A 20,845-nucleotide genomic window follows, 5' to 3' on the forward strand; every position below is an offset into this window, starting at 1 on the left:
GCTCCTGAATCTGAGTTGGGTTAGCTGCTGTGCCGTGACAAAACGCTATCGAAAGTGCTGCTTAAGACGTTGAAGGTTCTTTCTGCTTTCTGTTTATAAAGCATCTCATTGGGGTGAATGCAATCGGGCGACATCTCAGATTGCCAGTCACGGTTTTTTTTGATGACGCTGAACTGCTTCACAATCGGAACTTGCTGCTCTTTAGCCACTTCATTTAACTGGTAAACATACGGCCAGACGTTCCAGCGCTCGGCTTTGCCACAAATTGGATTCGGTTCCTGAAGAACCACCAGTTTGTTATTCGCCTTCGCGCCTTTCACCAACTCGGTGATGATGCGCTTGTACTCTTCCGGCGTTTCAATGCGCTCGCCTTTGTCTTTGAAGAAGTTGATGCGCGCATCATTGATCGCATAGTTAATCAGAATCATGTTGGCATCGGATTTCGCCATGCGTTCTGACCAATCCATCGGCGTATTGTCTTTGTTGTAAACCAGCACCGAAACCTGTGCGCCCGGCATGCCGTGGTTCTTCACCTCAATATTGTTGCCGTACTTCTCGCGCAACATCTGCTGCAAAAAACTCACTTCGTTGTTTTGACTGATGATGTTACGACCGCCCGAAGCGGTAACGCCTGCGGTGGTCGAGTCACCGTAGGCCGCGATGATAAAGGTGCCGGGGTGATCATCTGCCTGCGCCAGCAACGGCGCAGAGGTGATCAGAAATGCCAGTAAGGTCTTCCGCATATTTCCTCTCATCGATTAATGAAACAATTTGAATTCACGAGCAACTTCATAGCCGACAACGGCTTGCTTCAGTGAGATCGTGTTGTAATAGAGGTAATAAACAAGGAAGAAAGCAAACATCGCAAACATCGCCGGCTTCAGTACCCGTTTCGACTGATAAATAAGCGACGTCAAAATAATCGGTTCGACCTGCAGCAGGTAGTTCGACAGGCGCGCACCCGATGAGTAGTTATAGAAGAAGATCCTGATGCCGCCGCCGATCGCAAAGGTCAGAATCAGCAGGTAGTTCAGCTTCCACACGTCGTACTGTTCGCGCTTGAGCTGGTTGCTCAGCATGAAGTAGACAAAGATAAACACCAGCATGATGTTTTTCAGGTTCGACACCGACACCACGCTGCCGTCACCGGCATTCGAGGCTTCGTTACTGTAGCCTGCGGCCCTTTCCCCCATCGATCCCAGATGTCCGGCGATCAAGGCGATAAAGCCGGTTCCGCCCACCACCGAAAGTGGCACACTGAACATGATGATGGCCACTGGCCACCAGCGCGATTCCCGAATAAACAGGAACGGAATGATGGTCACCACCATTACTGCGGTGTTGTGACTGAGGAAGGACAGAATAAAGAAGGCAAACGCCCACCAGTATTGCTTGAGGTAAATCGTCCAGATCACGCCAAGAAACAGCGCCGAACTCAGGCCAAAACGAATCTGGTTAACGTCTTTGTTAATAAAGATGTGCGCCGAGTAAAGCGCCAATGCCAATACCGGATACGGCGACATCTTTTTAAAGAAGATAGCGTTAGTCGATACCGCCAGAATACTGAACACAAACAGGAACACGCTGGCATTGTGTGAAAACAGGCTGGTAATCCACGCGATAGCAAAAATCAGCGGTTCATACCGGAAGAAGGCAACGGTGTTAGCAAAACCGTTGACCTCAATACGGCGGATGAAGTCAGCAAAGAAGCTGCGATATTGATAGTCGTCCATCCCGGTGCCGAGACCGCGAATACCGGCGAAGATAATCAGCGTGACGGTGGCGATGCACAGCAGGTAAGTCAGAATATGGGTGGTTCGTTCGTCTTTCTTCAACAGGATTTCGACCAGCGCAAGCAACAGTACAAACCCTGATAAATACCAATATGGAGCCATGGTGTGATTCCTTAATTCCACAAGTTCTCATGCCAACAGTGGCTTTTTTTGGCGTTATAAAGAGAATCACCTGTGTCAATCGTTGCGTGTCGTCATTCAAACGGTGCAATCAAAAGGGGCGGTCAACCCGCCCCTCTCTTCACCGGATTACCCTCATCATTAACAGTGAATGACGGGCAAATTAACTTTTCGTAGGTTTGCCATACTCGTAATCGTAATAGTCGTAACCGTAACCATACGAGTTGGCGGCTTTACGCACCACGGCGTTGAGGATCACACCTTTAATCTCAATACCGTTCTGGGCAAAGCGTTTGAAGCTGACATCAAGTTCTTTCGGCGTGTTGGTTTCAAAACGCGCTACCATCAGCGAAGTACCAGCCAGTTTGCCGATGATCGATGCATCGGTTACCGCCAGAATCGGTGGCGTATCAATCAACACCAGATCGTAATTCTTGCTCGCCCAATCTAGCAGCTCACCCATGCGACGATGCATCAGCAGTTCAGACGGGTTTGGTGGCACCTGGCCGCGTGGCAGGAAGTCAAAACCGTACGCACCTTTCTGAATCAGTGCTGGGCTGAACTCGGTTTTGCCCGACAACACGTTGGACAGACCGGATTTGTTATCCGCTGACAGCAGTTCGTGGGTGTAACCGCGACGCATATCACCATCGATGAACAGTACGCGTTGGCCCGCTTTTGCTACCAGCGTTGCCAGGTTGGCACAGATAAAGGTTTTACCAATGCCTGGGCTCGCGCCGGTGATCATCAGGATGTTGTTTTTTGCTTCCATCATCGCGAAGTGCAGGCTGGTACGCAGGCTACGAATCGCTTCGATTGACAGGTCAGTAGGATTTCCCAGCGCCAGCAGCGTTTCGTGTGGATCGGTTTTCACCTTGTTGCCACGACGCGCCAATGCTTCGGTATCTTTCTTACGTTGCCATTCTGACAGCGGTACGCTCGCATAAACGTTCATGCCCAGCTCTTCCAGCTGTTCTGGATTCTCGATGCCGTGATGCAGCAGCGCTTTCATCAGAACCAGACCAACAGAAACCATCAGACCCAGAATCAGGCTCGCCGCGATGATCAACAGTTTCTTCGGTGCTACCGGGCTGTTGCCGGTTGCTGCGCCATCGATGATGCGCACATCACCCACGGTGCTGGCTTTACTGATACCCAGCTCTTGCTGACGGTTCAGCAACTGCATGTAGATTTCCTGACCAGACTGCACATCACGCGTCAGACGCAAGATCTCTTGCTGCGTTTGTGGCATCTGAGAAATCTTTTTATTCAGCGTTGCCTGTTCATTTTCCAGCGTTTTGCGTTTTTCCAGCAAGGCGCGATACGTTGGGTGATCTTTGGTAAACAGCTGAGACACTTCGGCTTCACGGAAGGTCAGTTCGTTCAACTGACTCTGTACGCTGACAGAAGAATCCAGCGCAGATTTTGCTTCCAGCGACAGGTCAACCGACTCGTTCTGGCGACGGAAGGTATTCAGCTTGTCTTCCGCATCATCCAGTTTGCCACGCACTTGCGGCAGCTGATTGCGCAGGAATTCGAGGCTCTTTTCCGCTTGCTCAGATTTACGTTCAACGTTCTGCAGCAGGTAGTTATTGACGATTTGGTTCAGCACTTTGCTGATCTGCTCTGGATCTTCACCCAGATATTCCAGACCCAGCACGCCGGTGTCTTTGCCTTTATCCGCAACAGTCAGGTTGGCCAGCACGGAGTTAATCGCCTGCAGCTCGTTCAGCTTGGTGACGCTGAAGCTGGTGCCTTCATCAGCATTAATGCCGCTCACCAGCATGGTCACTTCGCCGTGTGTTTCCAGCTGACCGACTTTACCTTTGAACAGCTCATCACCATCCGCTGACACGGTGTACGAGTCAGGACCGGTCACTTCCAGTTCAACGGTGCGCTTATCGATGGTGCGTGGAATTTCCAGGCGGGAGATCGCGACAGTCGATGGCTTGTTACCCATCAGGCGCGACAGACCTTTACCAATCACCGGGAAATAGTTCTGAGTGACAACGGTATCCAGACCCAGATCGTCAACGGTTTTACCGATAACCATACGTGATTCAAGAATCTGAATCTCGGTATCGGACGCCGGCGTTGGCGGCAGAATGCTGTCTAACTCATTCAGTACTGAGCTGGCATTCTTCTGCTCAACCTGCACTAACGCATCTGCGCTGTAGATTGGTGTAGCAAACAGTGTGTAGAGCGTCGCCACCAGCATGAAGAAGGCGGTAACGGCAACAATGATCCAGCGATGATCAATCAGCTGTCCCACAAGATGCGCCAGATCCCATCCATTCGAATCTTCCTTTGGCGCGGTCATAACCTTGTTTTTGATATTCATGGATAATCCCAACTATCGGCTTAATACGTTGACCCATTTCTGGGTAGCGTTTTCCAGTAACCCGTAGACCTCTTCAAAGGCCTCGCGACTTTTTTTGTACGGATCCGCAATTTCCTGCTGATTGAGCCAGTGGCCAAGCAGCATGGTTTTTCCGCGTGCGGCTGGATCGATGCGATTCACCTGCTCAACGTGGCGCTTTTCCATTACCAGAATCAGGTCATAGTCACGGCACATGCTGGCCGTTAACTGCTGTGCCTGATGACCATCGAGCGACACACCGTGATCGGCGGCCACATCGAGGGCTTTCTGGTCCGCCGGATAACCTTTCAGGGCACTGAGCCCTGCTGAGGCGATCCGGGTGTTTGGTAGCGCGCGCTTGAACAGACGCTCCCCGGTTGGGGAGCGGCAAATGTTGCCGACGCAGACGACTAACACGGACTTAATCATGGCGAACCCTTAGTTCGACCAGTTGCGGAAACGAAGCGCCGCGGAGCTGGCATCGTCAACACCTACGATGGTCGGCAGCAGGCTTGAAATCACACGGTTCCAACGGGTAAGTGGTGTAGCGGTGACATAGACGATGTCGTATGGCTCCAGTTGGAATTCGGTGCCCATCACCATTGATGCCGCATCTTTGGTATTCAACTGATAGATGTTGGCGATCTTGGTGCGGTTGGCGCCGCGAATCGGACGAATCACGAACACGCCGGTAGCATCAGAGGTGGTCTGATCCATACCCTGCGAGTTGCCCAGTGCTTCGGCCAGCGTCATGCCGCTGCGGTCCATCTTCAGCGTTGACTGCTGCTTCACTTCACCCATTACGAAGACTTTGAGATCGTCGTTACGTGGCACGTAAAGGATGTCGCCCGGATAGAGCAGATGATTTTGGCTCAGGTCGCCGTTTTGCATCAGCGCCTGCAACGAAAGACGTTGTTCTTTGCCATTGTGCGTCAGCACCACGTTACGCCAGTCAGCGTCGGCGGCTAAACCGCCCGCGGCGTTAACGGCATCCAGCACGGTCAGCGGCACGTTAGTGATCGCCTGTTGTCCGGAGGTGGTGACTGAACCGGTCACGTAGGCTTTCTGTGAACGGAATGAGGCGACGTTTACGTCAACCTGCGGGCTTTCAATGAACTGTGCCAGACGACGCGCCACTTCGGTGCGGATCTCGGTGACAGTTCGGCCTGCTACGCGCACTTTACCGATGTACGGATAGAAAATAGTGCCATCCGCCTGCACCCAGTTACCGGTGTCGCTGGCGCTACGGTACTGACCGGCTGGTGTGGTCAACTCTGGGTGATCCCAGACGGTGACATTCAGCACGTCGCCAACACCGATGCGGTATTCGTAGCTCTGAATTTCATTTTGCAGCATTGGGTTAGCCTGAGCGACTAACGGCTTCGGACGCATCTGTTCAACCAGACGCGGCGTCAGCGGGAAGACGTTGACATATTTGTCGATGTCATAGTTGCTATCCTGTTGCTCTATGACATCTTTTCCACTGGTGGAAAGGTGAGAACCCGGCTCAATGGTACATCCGGAGAGAAAAGTCGCGGATACCAGTAACGGTATCAATTTAATTTTCATTATCATCTGATTCTTCGCTATCAGTTATTGATTGATAGAGGCGAAATCGCCCGCTGTGTAGCGTCTTACAAAAATGGAATATGACAGGTTAAACACTGAAACTGTGGGTCATTATTATGCGCTCCCTTGGTTTTATGTTGTCACCGAGTCTAAAGACGACATCAATTAAAATGGTTTATACAGACTCAATCAGTGCAGCTGTCTAATAACGACACACTCAGCACCCGCAGTTTTCAATCGGGGAAGCAATGCCCTCCCCGACCTCGCTGTCTATCAATAGGCGCCATCGCGTTTCAGCACTACGCCAACCGTCTTAAACAGAATCGCAATGTCGTTCCACAGCGACCAGTTCTTGACATACCACGAGTCAAAATAGACGCGTGTTTCATAGTCAACGTCGTTACGACCGCTAACCTGCCACAATCCCGTCATGCCTGGTTTCGCCATCAGGTAATAATCGACATCACCGGCATAACGGCAGAGTTCATCTTCAATAACCGGGCGCGGACCCACCAGGCTCATATCGCCACGTACTACGTTCCACAGCTGCGGCAGCTCATCCAGACTGGTTTTACGGATGAAATGACCAACTTTGGTAATGCGCGGATCGTTCTTCAGTTTGAAATCTTTATCCCACTCGGCGCGGGCAACAGGATCGGTACGCAGTACCTCTTCCAGCACCTCTTTCGAGTTGATCACCATGGAGCGGAATTTCAGGCATTTGAACTTACGTCCGCCCAGACCTACACGTTCATGACCGTAAATCGGTGGTCCGCCATCGCGGCCAACCATAAAGCCGAGTACCAGTAATGCCGGTGACAGCGCCAGGATAATGCTCAGTGCGCCGACGATATCGAATGCACGCTTAAGGAAACGCGAAGTGCGCTTCGCCAGGTTGTTATTCACGCGCAGAATCATCACTTCATGGCTAAAAATATAAGCCATGTCGGTGCCATAGAGCGGTACACCGCGCAGCGTTGGGATCACCGAAACGGAACGGCAATTGTGCATCGCCAGCGTTTTCAGCCAGTGATCGCGGTGCTGGCTCTGTTCGAACTCCACCGCCACGATGAACTGGGTTTCGCTGTTGGTCAGCTGCCACAGCTCTTGTTCGTTGTGCAGCACAGGCACGCCAGAGATGCTGGCCTGCGGGCTGCTTTTATCGACATCGAAGAAGGCGATAACATCAAAGCCCATCACTTCTTCGCTCTGCAGCGCCTGCCAGGCTTCCTGCGCGTTGCGGCTGCTGCCGATGATGATGGTTTGCTTCTTCCACATACCGTAATGATTCAGCACACGTTTAGAGATGGCGCGTGCTAATGGAATCAGAATCAACGCCAGAACCCAGGTCGCTACCCAGACAAAGCGCGACATTTGCCATTGTGAAAGTGCTGAAATTGACAAATCAATGACAGAGAAAATAAGAATGGTACGAAATATCTCTTTGAGCTCGAACCAGAATGGTTTGCGGTAAGTATAATGACGCAGGCGAACCCAGAACCAGCCTACGCAAATAACCGATAACGCAATGTGGGTAGCGATTTTTAAATGCAGGTATTTTTCAGATATATCTGCCAGTGGAGAATGGGTAAACGAATTAATCAACGCCATGGCAATAAATAATGCTGCGTTGAAACAAATTAAATCCGAGCACGCCAGTAAAATTTTGGTCAGAAGACTTTTATATGTAATTTCGTTATCGCGCATATTTAACTCTTTTATATTATTTCTTTAATCCCTAATGCCTCAACGCTGTTTAATAAACGAGCGAAACATTCACTGCATTTGTTGAGGCAATCTGCGGTAAATTCTCTGAGGCCAAATCAATTCTCACAATAGTAAGCAAGAGAATTGTGATTAATACCAACAGATTAGTCCGACTTCCCTTACCACAGTGGCAGACCGTTAAACCAAGAGAAAGGCGCTTCAGGCACGCTACCGCCCTTGGCTGTCGCTGCCAATACCGCTTTCATCATCCTAATTACAGCTTGTTTTATGCGGCATTTTTGCGCTAATTACTGGCCGTGGTCCGCGTGCGATCACAATTCGCAACATTAGAAGGCTAAGGAGCACGCTATTAACGACTTTGGCGCAGACATTTACTAACACGTTGCTATACTAGTTATTACTGGCTTGTTTACAAGTAGGCCCCGTCTTCCCTGCACTATTTTAGGAAAAAGACTACCAGCCATAAGTATTGATGCCAGCCCTTTCAGGCCATTCCTCTGCAAAATTCAGATTAATTCGATACTCAACGACGCAATAGGCTGCATTAAAAATGCACGTACTTGTCTGCTGAAAAAAAATAATAGCCGCCATCATTCAGGTGCAATTTTTATCCATACTTTCATCTTATCTGTGCAAATCGGCAATCAGGGTTATTCTTCTTGCCTGGCAACACCGTGCATTGACCGCGTTAGCCGCTATTTGTAGGCTTTATGCCATTTCACTATCATCAGATTAAGCGCATGACACAGACATTAAGGTGATTAACACATGTTGGAGTGGATCATTGATCCGTCGCTCTGGGCCGGATTAGTAACGCTAATCGTTCTGGAGCTGGTGCTGGGCATTGATAACCTGGTTTTCATTGCCATTCTGGTTGAAAAGTTACCGCCAAAGGAACGCGACCGTGCGCGCATTTTTGGCCTGCTACTCGCGCTGGTGTCGCGTTTAGCGCTGCTCGCCTCACTTTCCTGGCTGGTTACGCTGACAAAACCGCTGTTCACTCTGCTGCATCATGGCTTCAGCGCCCGCGATCTGCTACTGCTGTGCGGCGGCTTCTTTCTGCTTTATAAGGCCACCACCGAGTTAAACAGCCGTCTGGAAGGGGCTGACGAGGAAACTGGTCAAAATAAGAACGGTGCTAAATTCTGGCCAGTGGTGGCGCAAATAGTGGTGCTGGACGCCATCTTCTCGCTGGACTCGGTCATTACTGCCGTTGGCATGGTGAATGAGCTGCCGGTGATGATGGCGGCGGTCACGGTGGCAATATTGCTGATGCTGCTGGCGAGTAAGCCGCTGACGCGTTTCGTCAACGGCCATCCGACCATTGTGATTCTCTGCCTGAGCTTCCTGCTGATGATCGGCTTCAGCCTGGTGGCCGAAGGGTTAGGCTTTATTATCCCGAAAGGTTATCTCTACGCGGCGATTGGTTTCTCCATTGTCATTGAGATACTCAATCAGCTGGCGATGTTCAATCGCCGCCGCTACCTCACCGCCGGACGTCCGCTGCGCCAGCGCACTTCAGAAGCCGTATTGCGTATTCTGCGCGGCGAAGCGCAACGTGCGGAGCTTGACGCCGATACCGCGTCACTGGTGGCCGACGGCGAGGAAGGTGCACTCTTCAATCGCCAGGAACGCCGCATGATTGCCCGCGTGTTGGGGCTTGGTCAGCGCCAGATCAATAGCATCATGACCTCGCGCCACGACGTTGAGCATATCGACCTCAGCGAAGATCCGGCGGAGATTATGGCGAAGCTCGATCGTAATCAGCACACGCGCATTCTGGTTACCGAACAGGGCCGCGACCCACTCGGCGTGGTGCACGTGATTGATTTGCTGCATCAATCGTTGCACAGCAAATCACTGGATTTACGCTCGCTGATTCGCCAGCCGCTGATATTTCCTGAGCGCGTCACCTTATTGCAGGCGCTGGAGCAGTTCCGCAATGCGCGCACCCACTTCGCCTTTGTGGTGGATGAGTTTGGTTCGGTGGAAGGCGTGGTCACGCTAAGCGATCTGATGGAAACCATCGCCGGCAATCTGCCGATTGAAGGTGAAAAAGTTGATGCGCGCTATGATATTCAAGTGCTGCCAGACGGAGGATGGGTGGCAAACGGTCATATGCCATTAGAGGATTTAGCCGTCTATGTGCAGCTGCCACTCGATGAAAAACGCAATTACCACACGCTGGCGGGATTGCTGATGGATAGCCTGCAACACGTGCCGCAGGAAGGCGAAGAGTTACAGATCGGCGATTATCTTTTGCGTACGTTGCAGGTAGAAAACCATCGCGTGCAGAAGGTAGAGATAGTGCCGATCGCGCCGTAATCAACAAGGTCGCCATAAATGGCGACCCTACAACGATTATGGCTGCTTCGCCGGTTGCTGGCGATCCAGCCACTGATTCAAGCGCGACTTCGCTTCACTTTGCAGTTGCTGACGCACCACGTCATCCACCGGCAAGGAGTACTGCAGATTATTCCAGCCACCGTACATGCGTAGCGGAATAGTTTGCTGGTTCAGCAGAGCAGCTAATTTGTCGTCGCCTTGCCAACCGCGCAGCATCATATTAATAGTGACGTCGAGCTGCTGTTTAACCATATCGACATTGCCTTTGGTCTGCACCGCCAGACGACTGTTGCCGCCCTGCAGATCAGGCAAACTGAAGATGCCCTGTTTAAGCGTAACGCGTCCACTCAACTGCTGAATACCCTGATCGTCGGGCTGATCGTTGGTGACACGATTGCTGACGCGCGCCACCGCACGTCGCACCATCTGTTGCAGATTCAGCTGCGAAAGCTGCAAATTAGTCGCTTCCAGATCCGCACTGCCCTGCCAGTTGCGTTTTGCCTCTTCAATGCTTAATCCCGCTCCGCTGATATCGCCCTTCAGCGAAACGGTACCTTGCAGCGTCTCTGGCAGTTCTAAAGCTTTCAGCAATGGCGCAATGGCGATGTTATCCAGCTCAGGCTGGAACGCCACTTGCGTTACCGGTTTACGAATATCTACCGAGCCGGGCACCGAGAAATGCCCTTCGCCGAATTTGCCTTGCAGCTTACTCAACGTCATCAAACCCTGTTGATTGCTGCCGTCGAGCTGCAAATTGGTCAGCGTCAGGCCGCGCCACACGCTGTTATCTGCGGTGAGGTTAAGCGTCAAATCCAGCTGATTCAGCGGTGAGTCGCTGTTGTCACGCATACGCGGCTCAGCAATCACCGGCGTGCTGGTCACGTTAGCCTGCTGCGGCGCGCTGTTATCCGTCGACGGTGCATTCGCCATCAACGCGTCGATATTCAAACTGGTAGCATGCAGCGCCAGATTTAGCTGCTGTGGAAGCGCCAAACGTCCATCGGCGCTGCCTTCCAGTGCGCTGTCATTGGCGGTGAGCTGCATCTTCTGTAAAGAGAAATGCTGATTGTCACCGTTCCATTCCCCCTGACCGCTCAAGGTGCCTTTTATCCCCTGCGTCGGCAGATTGGCACCGTCGATGGCGTAATTCATCTCATCCAACTGTCCGACTAAACGATGCGGATACTGCGCCACATTCATTTGCCCTTTGAGATTGACGCTGACATTGCGCTGATTACGTGAAATTCGAGTAGCCAGATTGATGCTGGCCTGTTTGCTGGCATCCTGATCGAGGTTGAGATTGAGGTCGCGGAAATTGTATTCATCGCCGCCTGGCTGCTGCCAAATCAGCAAACTATCGGCAAGACGCAATTTGCCGATGTTGAATGACCAGCCGTTATTGCTGCTGCTCACCGGCTCGGCATCACCCGGCCCCACCGGCGCGCCGGTCGGTTTTTGCGCAGCACTGTCTGGCGTTACGCGGATGATGGCGTTTTTTAGCATCACCTGGCTGACGCTCAGCTGATGTGACAACAGCGGCCAGAGGTTGACATCCAGCCGCATATTGTCGGCGGTGACCATTGGCTGCGTGGCGCCAGGCGCGGTCAGACTCATGCGCCCGGCGAGAATGCTGAGCTGCGGCCAGACGTGCCAGCGCAGATCGCCGCCTACCTGAAGCTGATAACCACTGCGCTGCTCTACCTGCTGTACCATATAGGTACGAAAGTCGTTGGGATTGACCAGCAACACCAATGCCGTCATGCCCGCTACGACCACCACTAACAGGATGGCCAGCGTAGTTATCACTCTTCTCATCAATTCCTCATTGCCGTCATACTTCAAGTTGCCGCAGCGTTGGCTGCGCTCGCTCACCCCAGTCACTTACTGATGTAAGCTCCCGGGGATTTACTCGCTTGCCGCCTTGCTGCAACTCGAATTATTTTGGCAAGCATTAGTTTTAGTCAGTCTTTATCTATACGGCTGGCATCCGCGCCCTGCTGACCACGATATTTGGCGTCTTCGCGACGGTTATACGGTCGCGCAGCCGGGCCTGACAGCGGCTCAAAGCTCAAAGCACCAATTAACATGCCTGGACGCAGCGCCAGCGGCAGTTTTCCTGAGTTATAAAACTCCAGCACGATACGGCCTTGCCAGCCCGGATCGATACGGTGCGCCGTGACGTGCACCATCAAACCCAGGCGCGCCAGCGAAGAGCGGCCATCCAGCCAGCCGACCAAATCGTCGGGAATGGTGACCGATTCCAGCGTTACCGCCAGTGCCAGTTCGCCAGGATGCAGGAAAAAGGCTTCGCCTTCCGGCAGGACAATCTCATCGCTCATGACGCGGTCCAGCGCAGCACTGACTTCGTGCTTAGGACCACTCAAATCAATAAACGCCGCAGTGTGGCCGCTAAAAGTGCGGAACTGGTTGCCGAGGCGCACATCCACCGTGGCGCCATTAATGCGTTCCACCGGTGGGCGCGGCTCAATCGCCAACTTTCCGTTGTCCAGCCAGGCTTCAATATCGCGATCGCATAATCTCATCGCAGGTACTCCATGAATTAAGTGTAGCGAATGGCTACGACAGCGCGTCACGCCGGGGCGGACGCCATGTCGTTAAAGATACTGATTAATCTTGGCCTTGAGGATATCAATCGCGATACGGTTTTTTCCGCCGCGCGGCACAATGATGTCAGCGTACTGCTTGGAAGGTTCAATAAATTGCAGGAACATCGGACGCACGGTCTTCTGATACTGGCTCATCACCGAATCCATTGAGCGGCCGCGCTCATTGACATCGCGCTTCATACGGCGCATCAGGCAGATATCCAGCGGCGTATCGACGAAGATGGAGAAATTCATCTCCTGGCGCAGGCGCGCGTCGGTTAACAACAAGATGCCTTCGAGGATGATGACTTTCTTCGATTTGAGATGAATACAATCGCTAGTGCGCGTGTGCTCAACGTAGCTGTAAACCGGCAGCTCAATTTCCTGGCCGGCTTTCAGCGCGCGCAGGTGCTGCAACAACAAATCATGATCCATCGCACTCGGATGGTCATAGTTGGTTTTCACCCTCTCTTCCATGGTGAGGTGGCTCTGATCTTTATAGTAGGCATCTTCGGGGATCACACCGATATGCTCGTCACCGACCTGGTCACGGATTTCACGATAGAGCGTGCTGGCGATAAGACTTTTTCCGGATGCGGATGCACCTGCGATGCCAACGATCACGCACTGATGAGACTTGTCAGTCATACTTTTTTAAGACCTGATAACTGGAGCCTGCCTAAGCCGAAGCTGCAACGGGCCGAATGAGAGGGTTAGTTGGCGGCAATTATAGGTATTTCACCGGTTTGATGCCAGAAAAATGGGCCAACGGCTTTTCAGAATATCCCCTTTTGCAGCCAGACGCTTAATCGATACACTGTTCATCTGCCAACACTGTAGCTGGCGTTGGCACTCCGAATGTAGCCGCAAGGAAAAGTATGAGCTGGAAAACCCTGACCTATTTTGGCGACAGCATGTTGCTGATCCCGACTGCGGTAATCATCGCGCTGGTATTGCCATGGAAAAGCGACAACCGCCAAACCGTCTGGTATTGGGTGCTGGCGTTTGGTCTGGCTGGCCTGGTGGTGAGCGTCTCAAAAATACTGTTTCTCGGCTTTGGCATTGGTAGCGCCAGATTCAACTTCACCGGCTTCAGCGGACACAGCGCGATGTCAGCCACGCTCTGGCCGGTGATGATGTGGCTGATCTCAGGTCGCTGGTCGCCGCGCTGGCGTCTGTTTACCATTGGTATCGGCTATCTGATCCCGTTGATGGTCGGCCTTTCACGTTTGGTGATTCACGCGCACTCAAAAAGCGAAGTGCTGGCGGGCCTGATGCTCGGTTTCACGCTCAGCACCGCATTCCTGCTGACACAGCGCCGCACTTCGCTGAAGGGCTTTAGTCTGCCGCAAATTGGCGTTGCGCTGCTGGTGCCGCTGCTGCTGCTGGGCCATGGTCGCGTCGCCACCACACAACAATTCCTTGAGCGCTTCTCTGCCAATCTTGCCGGCTTAGAAAAGCCTTATACCCGCGCCGATCTTTTTCGCTAACACCGTTTGGCCCTTTGCGCGCAAAGGGCCAATCAATTCAGTGAATAACGACTTAAATGCAATTCCCGGCAGAAATCTCAAACAGATGTGCTAGCATGCGAAATAGTGATTGATTGGCGCATTTTCCATCGTGAATCAGGTGCGCGCAGCTGGATTCTTGCATGACCCTCGAAATATTGACTTCACGAGAAAGACCACACCGAATATGGCTCAATGCCTTGCTCATTGGCGGGCTCACTTTTCTACTGACGCTATTTTGTCTGGAACTGATTGTTGTCAGCGGACGTATTTCACCGCTTTGGTACTCCACCGCGCTAATGACGGTGATCGTGTTTCGTGCGCACTCCAGACACGTTCCCTTGCTGCTGTTTGCTTGCGTGATGGGTACCGCGCTGGCCAATCTGATCATTATTGGTCCCGCGCTCAGCAATATTAAGTTCGCCATCCTGAATATGGTGCAGGCGATTCTGGGCGGCGTGATGCTGCGCGCCCTGCTCGATCGTCGCGCCCCGCTCAATTCGTTACTCGACTGGGTGCGCTTTGCCCTGTGCGCCGGTCTGATTGCGCCGCTGCTCGGCGGCGTGGTGGCATTGTGGATGCTGCATGTCGGTAGCAGCGCGTCACTGCCCTTCTTCTCGACCTGGGTGATTTCTGAAGTGATCGGCGTGCTGGCATTTGGTCCGGTATTATTACTGTGGCCGACTAAACCGCTGCGCCAGATTTTAACGCCAGGCCGACAGCTGGAAACCTGTCTGACGCTGTTTGGCACGCTACTCGCCAGCTATTTATCGCTGCGTTTTCTGCCGTGGCCCTTCACCTTTATTGTGGTGATCCTGTTCTGGTGTGCGGTGCGGCTGCCAAAATTTGAAGCCTTTCTGCTGTTCTTCCTCAATGCCAGTTTCATCTCGATTCTGCTCGCCTTTAATTTGGTCAACCTGGCGCAAAACGGCATGCTGCTCGGCCAGGTCAGCACCTGGCTGCCGTTCCTGTTGGTGCTGCTGCCAAGCCACGTGATGGCGCTGGTGATGGACGCCTTCCAGCGCGAAAAGCATCACATTAGCGAGAGTGAAACCCGCTTCCGTAACGCCATGGAGTACTCGGCGATCGGCATGGCGCTGGTTGCGCCGAATGGTGGCTGGCAGCAGGTCAATCAGTCGCTGTGCCAGACGCTAGGCTTTCCGGCCGATGAACTGAAAAAGCTCACTTTCCAGCAAATCACCCATCCCGACGATCTCAACAGCGATTTGCAGCAGTTGGAACGATTGGTGGCGGGTGAAATCATGACCTACACCATGGAGAAGCGCTATTTCCGTAAGGATGGCGAGATCGTCTGGGCGCGCCTGACGGTTTCGATGGTGCGCGACGCCGCGCAACAGCCGCACTACTTCATCGCCCAGATTATCGATATCTCCGAGCTGAAGCAGAGCGAGCAGGTTAATCGCCGCCTGATGGAACGCATCACGCTGGCCAACGAAGCCGGCGGCATCGGCGTGTGGGAGTGGAATCTGCTGACCGGTGAAATGCTGTGGGACAAACGCATGTACGAGCTGTTTGGCTTAGGTCCGCATCAAACGCCCACCTACGATCTGTGGGTGCATCTGCTTGATCCGGCTGAACGGGAAACCGCCGCGCTGGTGGTGCAGCAGGCCATTGAACGCCGCAGCGCTTTCCAGCTGGAATACCGCATCAATTTGCCGGAAGGCCCGCGCTACGTGCGTTCTGAAGCCAACCGTATCCTGAGTCAGGATGGGCAGATCGAACGTATGCTCGGCATCTGTCAGGACATCACGCCGCTGCGCGCGCTGAATGAAGCGCTGTTCCAGGAAAAAGAGCGCATGGCGATCACTCTCGATTCCATCGGCGAAGCGGTGATCAGTACCGATGATGAAATGCGCGTCACCTTTATGAATCCGGTGGCCGAAACGCTGAGCGGCTGGCCGCAGGAAAAAGCGGCGGGCATGCCGATTACCGAACTACTCAACATCACGCGTGGCGCGAGCGGGCCGCGTGTGGACAACCTGTTGCTGTGCCAGCTGCCAGGCGAAAAAATTTCCCCCGATCTCGATGAAGAGCTGGTGCTGCACACGCCAGACGGCACGCGCGTCGAGATTCATTACAGCATTACGCCGCTGAAAACCCTGACCGGTGCCAGCATCGGCGCGGTAATGGTTATTCAGGATGTCAGTGAATCGCGCAAGGTGATGAAGCGTCTGAGCTACAGCGCCTCACATGACATGCTGACGCGCCTGCCAAATCGTCACAGCTTCGAGCAGCGTTTAAAGCAGTTGGTGAACGATGCGGCGGCCAATAATAGCCATCACGTATTGGTGTTTATCGATCTGGATAAATTCAAAGCGGTGAACGATACCGCTGGCCACGCCGCCGGTGATGCGCTGCTGCGCGAACTGGCAGAGCTGATGCCACATCATCTGCGCAGCAGCGATATGCTGGCACGTTTGGGCGGCGATGAGTTTGGCGTGTTGCTGCCAAATTGCGAAGTGGATCAGGTGCGCGACGTGGTGCAGCGCATCGTCACCGCCGTGAGCGAATACCGCTTTATGTGGCAGGATCAGCCTTATCACGTCGGCGCGAGTGCCGGCATCACGCAAATCGATCAACGCAACTGCATCAGCAATGTGGTGATGTCACAGGCCGATGTCGCCTGTTACAGCGCAAAACATGCGGGCCGTGGTCAGTATCACGTTTATCAGGAAGTGCAGATGTAATCTGCCACGTCTGCCCATTGCCAGCCCGCGCTGGCTGCGCTAAAGTCGCCCCCTTTTTTCCGGCATGGGGGATAAATATGTTTATCGGATTCGATTACGGCACAGCAAACTGCTCAATTGCGGTCAGCGATAATGGCACGCCGCGCCTGCTGACACTGGAGAATGGTCAGCGCCTGCTTCCCTCCATGATTTGTGCACCAACGCGCGAAGCGATCAGCGAATGGCTGCATCGCCATCATCAGGTTCCAACGCCAGACAGCGAAGGCACCGCCTTATTGCAGCGTGCGCTGCGTTATAACCGCGAAGAAGATATCGACGTCACGCCAGGCAGCGTGCAGTTCGGTTTGACTGCGCTGCAGCAATATATGGTCGATCCCGAAGAAGTGTGGTTTGTGAAGTCACCGAAATCCTTCCTCGGCGCTAACGGCCTGAAGCCGCAGCAGATCGCTTTCTTTGAAGATCTGGTGTGCGCCATGATGCTGCACATTCGTCAGCAGGGCGAAACCCAGCTCGATCGCCCGATTGAGCAAGCGGTAATTGGTCGCCCGATTAACTTCCAGGGTTTAGGCGGCGAAGAGGCTAACCAGCAGGCGCAAGGCATTCTGCTGCGTGCAGCACAGCGCGCCGGTTTTCGTGATGTCGAGTTTCAGTTTGAGCCGGTGGCGGCAGGCCTGGATTTTGAAGCTACGCTGCAGAAAGAGACGCGCGTATTGGTAGTGGATATCGGCGGCGGTACCACCGACTGCTCGATGCTGCTGATGGGCCCGGAATGGCGTCACAAAACCGATCGCCGTGAAAGTTTGCTCGGCCACAGCGGTTGCCGCGTGGGCGGGAACGATCTCGACATTATGCTGGCGTTCAAAACCTTGATGCCGCTGCTGGGCCTCGGTGGCAATACGCAGAAAGGCACCGCGCTGCCTGCGCTGCCGTGGTGGAATGCAGTCGCGATCAACGATGTTCCGGCGCAAAGCGACTTCTATTCTGCGGCCAGCGGCAAACTGCTGCGCGATTTGATTCGTGATGCCGAACACAGTGACAAAGTGGCGCACCTGCTGAAAGTGTGGCAGCAGAAGCTGAGCTATCGTCTGGTACGTGCGGCGGAAGAGAGCAAGATTGCGCTGTCGGAGGTGAAAGAGACCGACGCCTCGCTGGCGTTTATCGCCACCCAATTGCAGGCGCAGATCAGCGCAGCGCAGCTGGAAGAAGCAATTAACCAGCCGCTGGAACGGATTCTGGAGCAAGTGCATCTGGCGCTCGCCACCTGCGAAACCAAGCCAGAAGTGATTTATCTCACCGGTGGCAGCGCACGTTCGCCGGTGCTGCGCGCCGCGCTGCAGCAGGCGCTGCCCGATACGCCAATTGCCAGCGGCGATGACTTCGCCTCGGTGACCGCCGGCCTCGCCCGCTGGGCCGAAGTGATGTTCAGATAAAAGTCAGGGCGGCATCATTGCCGCCCTGCTTAAAGTTGTAGGGTCGCCATTCATGACGACCCGTCTCACACATCAGAAATTCACGTTCGCACTGATCCCGCCTACAAACGCATCTTTCACTTCACTCACCGCACCCGGCGCCACCACATATTGCAGGTTCGGACGCAACTGCAGCCATTTGGTCAGCTGAGCGTTGTAGTAGATCTCATAGTTGTACTCTGAGCCATCCTGAATTGGCAGATAGGTTGGGCTGTTGAAATCCGTTTCGCCGTTAGCGTTGTTCTGCTCACGCAGAGAACGCGTGTAAGCGCTGTTAACGTGAATACGCGCTGCACCGACACCAATCTCATCCTGCGGACGCGCATCAAACGGCCCTTTCCAGGTGAAGCTCACCGACTGATAGTTATCGGTTTTCGAGGTTTTGTGGTCGTTCATTACCGCTTGTACGGTAACGCCCAAGCCACGGCTGGCATCGCCGCCTTGTGCGGTCAACTGCTGTTGCAGTAGCACGTAGCCGCCATAAGCATGATCCTGGCTTTGATACGCGCCATCGCGCCAGCTGCCATAGTTGTCGCCATTCGCCGAAGAGTAGTAATAACCGATGCGGTAATTACCCGGCAGCTTATCTGCGCCTAAGGTCGGTTTCCAGCCCAACTCTACCGGCACCATATTGCCTTCGGAGTTGCTGGTATCCAGGCGGAAGCCATCGCCGCGATCGTAGTTGGCACTGTTCTGGTTATAGAAACCGACCTGGAAGAATACCTCAGGCGTAATATTCACCTTCACGCGACCGCCCCATTGGGAAACCGGCCAGTTGAACCAGCGATCGCCTCGCCAGTTACCTGCCTGGCCGCTACCAAACGCCAGGTTCTGGAACTTACTGTCAAAGTTATCGAAATCTTCACCAACGGTCACACGACCCGCTTTCAGGTTCACGGTGTTATCGAACAGACCCTGGCTCAACCAGAATTGGGTTAAGCGCCAGGTTTGGCCGCGTCCGTACACTTCCTGAGGTGATGACAACATGCCAGTACGAGAATCGCCGACCTGATCGGCAATGTTCTGACCATTACGATCGGTAATCGTCACCTGGAATTGGGCATCCTGCCAGTTGAGCAGTTTTTCCAGGTCGAAGTTAGCGCCAAACGCCCACTGATCGCTGTAGCGCATGGTGGTGTTGGTATCGGCACCGCCTGCCAGGTTGGAGCCGGTTTCCATGGTGTAGTTAACGTCGAATTTAATGCCGTCGTTTTCCAGCTGCGTTCGGTAACCGCCCCAATCACCAAACATATATGGAGAGTCGTAACTGAAAGCATCAGCGGCCAGCGCAGATGCACTCAGCATCGCAAACATCAGGGTTCCCGCTGCCAGGCGGGGTAAATGCTGCACTGCTTCTTTTCTGTTCATGATGGTTATTCTTATATGAAGTTACTGGAATGGATCGAACAGAGGATAGTGCTGAGGATTTGGCAATTTTTGCAAATATGTGCGCAGTTTACCGCAGGTTGATAGTGCGTTAGCGCAATTGTGACGCCAGTCGATGATTGAAAATCTTTTGGCTAAAATGGCATTTTTTGTGAGGCAGAGCAGGAAAAAAGCGGGACGCCGCAGCGTCCCTGAAAACATTACAATTTGCTGGCGCTCGCCAGCTCTTCGATCTCTTGCTTGCTGAGTTCCAGCTGAGTAGCTTTCACCAGCTCATCCAGCTGCTCTAGCGAAGTGGCACTGACAATTGGCGCGGTAATGCTTGGACGCGCAATCTGCCACGCCAGCGCAACCTGCGTTGCTGAAACATCGTGCGAGGCGGCGACATCTTCCAGCGCTTCAACGATGCGCTTGCCGCGTTCATTCAGATACTTATCCACGATGCCCTGCCCGCGCTTACTTTTGCTGGCATCTTCCGGCTTTTTGTACTTACCGCTGAGGAAGCCGCTGGCCAACGAATAGTAGTTGATCACGCCGAGGCCATTTTTCACCGCGACCTGCTCCAGACCGCTTTCGTACTCCTGACGGTCGTAGAGATTGTATTCAGGCTGCAGCGTTTCATAGCGTGCCAGGCCGTGCTGCTTGCTCACATCCAGCGCTTCCTGCAGACGTTTAGCGTTGTAGTTAGACGCGCCAATCGCACGCACTTTGCCCTCTTTGATCAGCGAATCGAAGGCTTTGAGCGTATCCAGCAGCGGCGTGGTTTCATCATCACGGTGCGCCTGGTAGAGATCGATAACGTCGGTTTGCAGGCGACGCAGTGAATCTTCCACCGCCTGACGAATGTAAGCCGGTTTAAGGCCGGTTTTCTCTGGCGACAACTCCATGCCGACTTTGGTGGCCAGCACGATGCTGTCGCGCTTGCCGCTTTTCTTCAGCCATTTACCGATGATGGTTTCCGATTCGCCACCTTCGTTACCCGGCGCCCAGCGCGAATAAACGTCGGCGGTATCGATGAAGAACAAGCCCTTCTCCACCAGCGCATCAAGCAGTGAGAACGAGGTTTTCTCATCCACCGTCCAGCCAAACACGTTGCCGCCAAAGGTGAGACGGGGAACTTCGATACCGCTGTCGCCAAGCTGGCGGAGTTTCTGTTGACTCATTTTGTTCTCCTTATTCAAACGAGACAGGTCTGTTATTGAGCTTAGCAAAGGAAATGGTCGCGCTTATGCCTATTGCTGGCAGAATATTTA

General features: G+C 53.4%; 15 protein-coding genes. 4 read left to right on the forward strand and 11 right to left on the reverse strand.

The window, feature by feature from the left end:
* Window positions 1-20 precede the first annotated feature (20 nt).
* The 6 genes from ACXIZX_RS12215 to wbaP form a co-directional block, all read right to left on the reverse strand.
* A complete protein-coding gene (locus tag ACXIZX_RS12215) occupies window positions 21-743 on the reverse strand; it encodes an SGNH/GDSL hydrolase family protein (protein WP_479404255.1) in 723 nt (240 codons plus the stop codon).
* Window positions 744-758: 15 nt separating this feature from the next.
* The gene (locus ACXIZX_RS12220; protein ID WP_008104873.1) at window positions 759-1,895 is read right to left on the reverse strand and encodes an EpsG family protein; all 1,137 of its coding nucleotides are present in this window, start codon (window positions 1,893-1,895) and stop codon (window positions 759-761) included.
* Window positions 1,896-2,076: 181 nt separating this feature from the next.
* The gene (gene wzc / locus ACXIZX_RS12225; RefSeq protein WP_008104875.1) at window positions 2,077-4,254 is read right to left on the reverse strand and encodes a tyrosine-protein kinase Wzc; all 2,178 of its coding nucleotides are present in this window, start codon (window positions 4,252-4,254) and stop codon (window positions 2,077-2,079) included.
* Between the two features lie 12 nt (window positions 4,255-4,266).
* The gene (locus ACXIZX_RS12230) at window positions 4,267-4,701 is read right to left on the reverse strand and encodes an arsenate reductase/protein-tyrosine-phosphatase family protein (RefSeq protein ID WP_008104877.1); all 435 of its coding nucleotides are present in this window, start codon (window positions 4,699-4,701) and stop codon (window positions 4,267-4,269) included.
* A gap of 9 nt (window positions 4,702-4,710) precedes the next feature.
* Window positions 4,711-5,841 (reverse strand): polysaccharide export protein, encoded by a 1,131-nt coding sequence (locus tag ACXIZX_RS12235; protein ID WP_179450138.1) that lies wholly within the window; start codon window positions 5,839-5,841, stop codon window positions 4,711-4,713.
* A gap of 273 nt (window positions 5,842-6,114) precedes the next feature.
* Complete coding sequence (gene wbaP / locus ACXIZX_RS12240) at window positions 6,115-7,548, reverse strand: undecaprenyl-phosphate galactose phosphotransferase WbaP (RefSeq protein ID WP_008104880.1); 1,434 nt, start codon at window positions 7,546-7,548, stop codon at window positions 6,115-6,117.
* Between the two features lie 789 nt (window positions 7,549-8,337).
* Between wbaP and ACXIZX_RS12245 the strand changes: the two genes are divergently transcribed.
* Window positions 8,338-9,894 carry a TerC family protein gene (locus tag ACXIZX_RS12245; protein ID WP_479404256.1) on the forward strand — a complete coding sequence of 519 codons (1,557 nt, stop codon included), beginning with the start codon at window positions 8,338-8,340 and terminating at the stop codon, window positions 9,892-9,894.
* A gap of 36 nt (window positions 9,895-9,930) precedes the next feature.
* Here ACXIZX_RS12245 and asmA read toward each other — a convergent pair whose 3' ends face one another.
* The 3 genes from asmA to udk form a co-directional block, all read right to left on the reverse strand.
* Window positions 9,931-11,730 carry an outer membrane assembly protein AsmA gene (gene asmA, locus ACXIZX_RS12250; RefSeq protein ID WP_479404257.1) on the reverse strand — a complete coding sequence of 600 codons (1,800 nt, stop codon included), beginning with the start codon at window positions 11,728-11,730 and terminating at the stop codon, window positions 9,931-9,933.
* 146 nt (window positions 11,731-11,876) lie between these two features.
* The gene (gene dcd / locus ACXIZX_RS12255; RefSeq protein ID WP_007888946.1) at window positions 11,877-12,458 is read right to left on the reverse strand and encodes a dCTP deaminase; all 582 of its coding nucleotides are present in this window, start codon (window positions 12,456-12,458) and stop codon (window positions 11,877-11,879) included.
* Between the two features lie 72 nt (window positions 12,459-12,530).
* The gene (gene udk / locus ACXIZX_RS12260; RefSeq protein ID WP_008104883.1) at window positions 12,531-13,169 is read right to left on the reverse strand and encodes a uridine kinase; all 639 of its coding nucleotides are present in this window, start codon (window positions 13,167-13,169) and stop codon (window positions 12,531-12,533) included.
* 230 nt (window positions 13,170-13,399) lie between these two features.
* Between udk and ACXIZX_RS12265 the strand changes: the two genes are divergently transcribed.
* The 3 genes from ACXIZX_RS12265 to yegD all read left to right on the forward strand — a co-directional run bounded on the left by ACXIZX_RS12265 (window position 13,400) and on the right by yegD (window position 18,167).
* Complete coding sequence (locus tag ACXIZX_RS12265; RefSeq protein WP_008104884.1) at window positions 13,400-14,011, forward strand: phosphatase PAP2 family protein; 612 nt, start codon at window positions 13,400-13,402, stop codon at window positions 14,009-14,011.
* A 161-nt stretch (window positions 14,012-14,172) separates the two neighbouring features.
* Window positions 14,173-16,737: a diguanylate cyclase gene (locus ACXIZX_RS12270; RefSeq protein ID WP_479404258.1), complete on the forward strand. Its 2,565-nt coding sequence runs from the start codon at window positions 14,173-14,175 to the stop codon at window positions 16,735-16,737.
* Window positions 16,738-16,814: 77 nt separating this feature from the next.
* Window positions 16,815-18,167 carry a molecular chaperone gene (gene yegD / locus ACXIZX_RS12275; RefSeq protein WP_479404259.1) on the forward strand — a complete coding sequence of 451 codons (1,353 nt, stop codon included), beginning with the start codon at window positions 16,815-16,817 and terminating at the stop codon, window positions 18,165-18,167.
* Between the two features lie 72 nt (window positions 18,168-18,239).
* On the opposite strand, the gene ACXIZX_RS12280 is transcribed toward yegD, so the two are convergent.
* Window positions 18,240-19,574 carry a carbohydrate porin gene (locus ACXIZX_RS12280; protein WP_036648467.1) on the reverse strand — a complete coding sequence of 445 codons (1,335 nt, stop codon included), beginning with the start codon at window positions 19,572-19,574 and terminating at the stop codon, window positions 18,240-18,242.
* A 218-nt stretch (window positions 19,575-19,792) separates the two neighbouring features.
* Window positions 19,793-20,755, reverse strand: a complete 963-nt coding sequence (locus ACXIZX_RS12285; protein WP_061717746.1) for an aldo/keto reductase — start codon at window positions 20,753-20,755, stop codon at window positions 19,793-19,795.
* Between the last annotated feature and the right edge of the window lie 90 nt (window positions 20,756-20,845).

The sequence above is a fragment of the Candidatus Pantoea symbiotica genome (assembly GCF_056491525.1).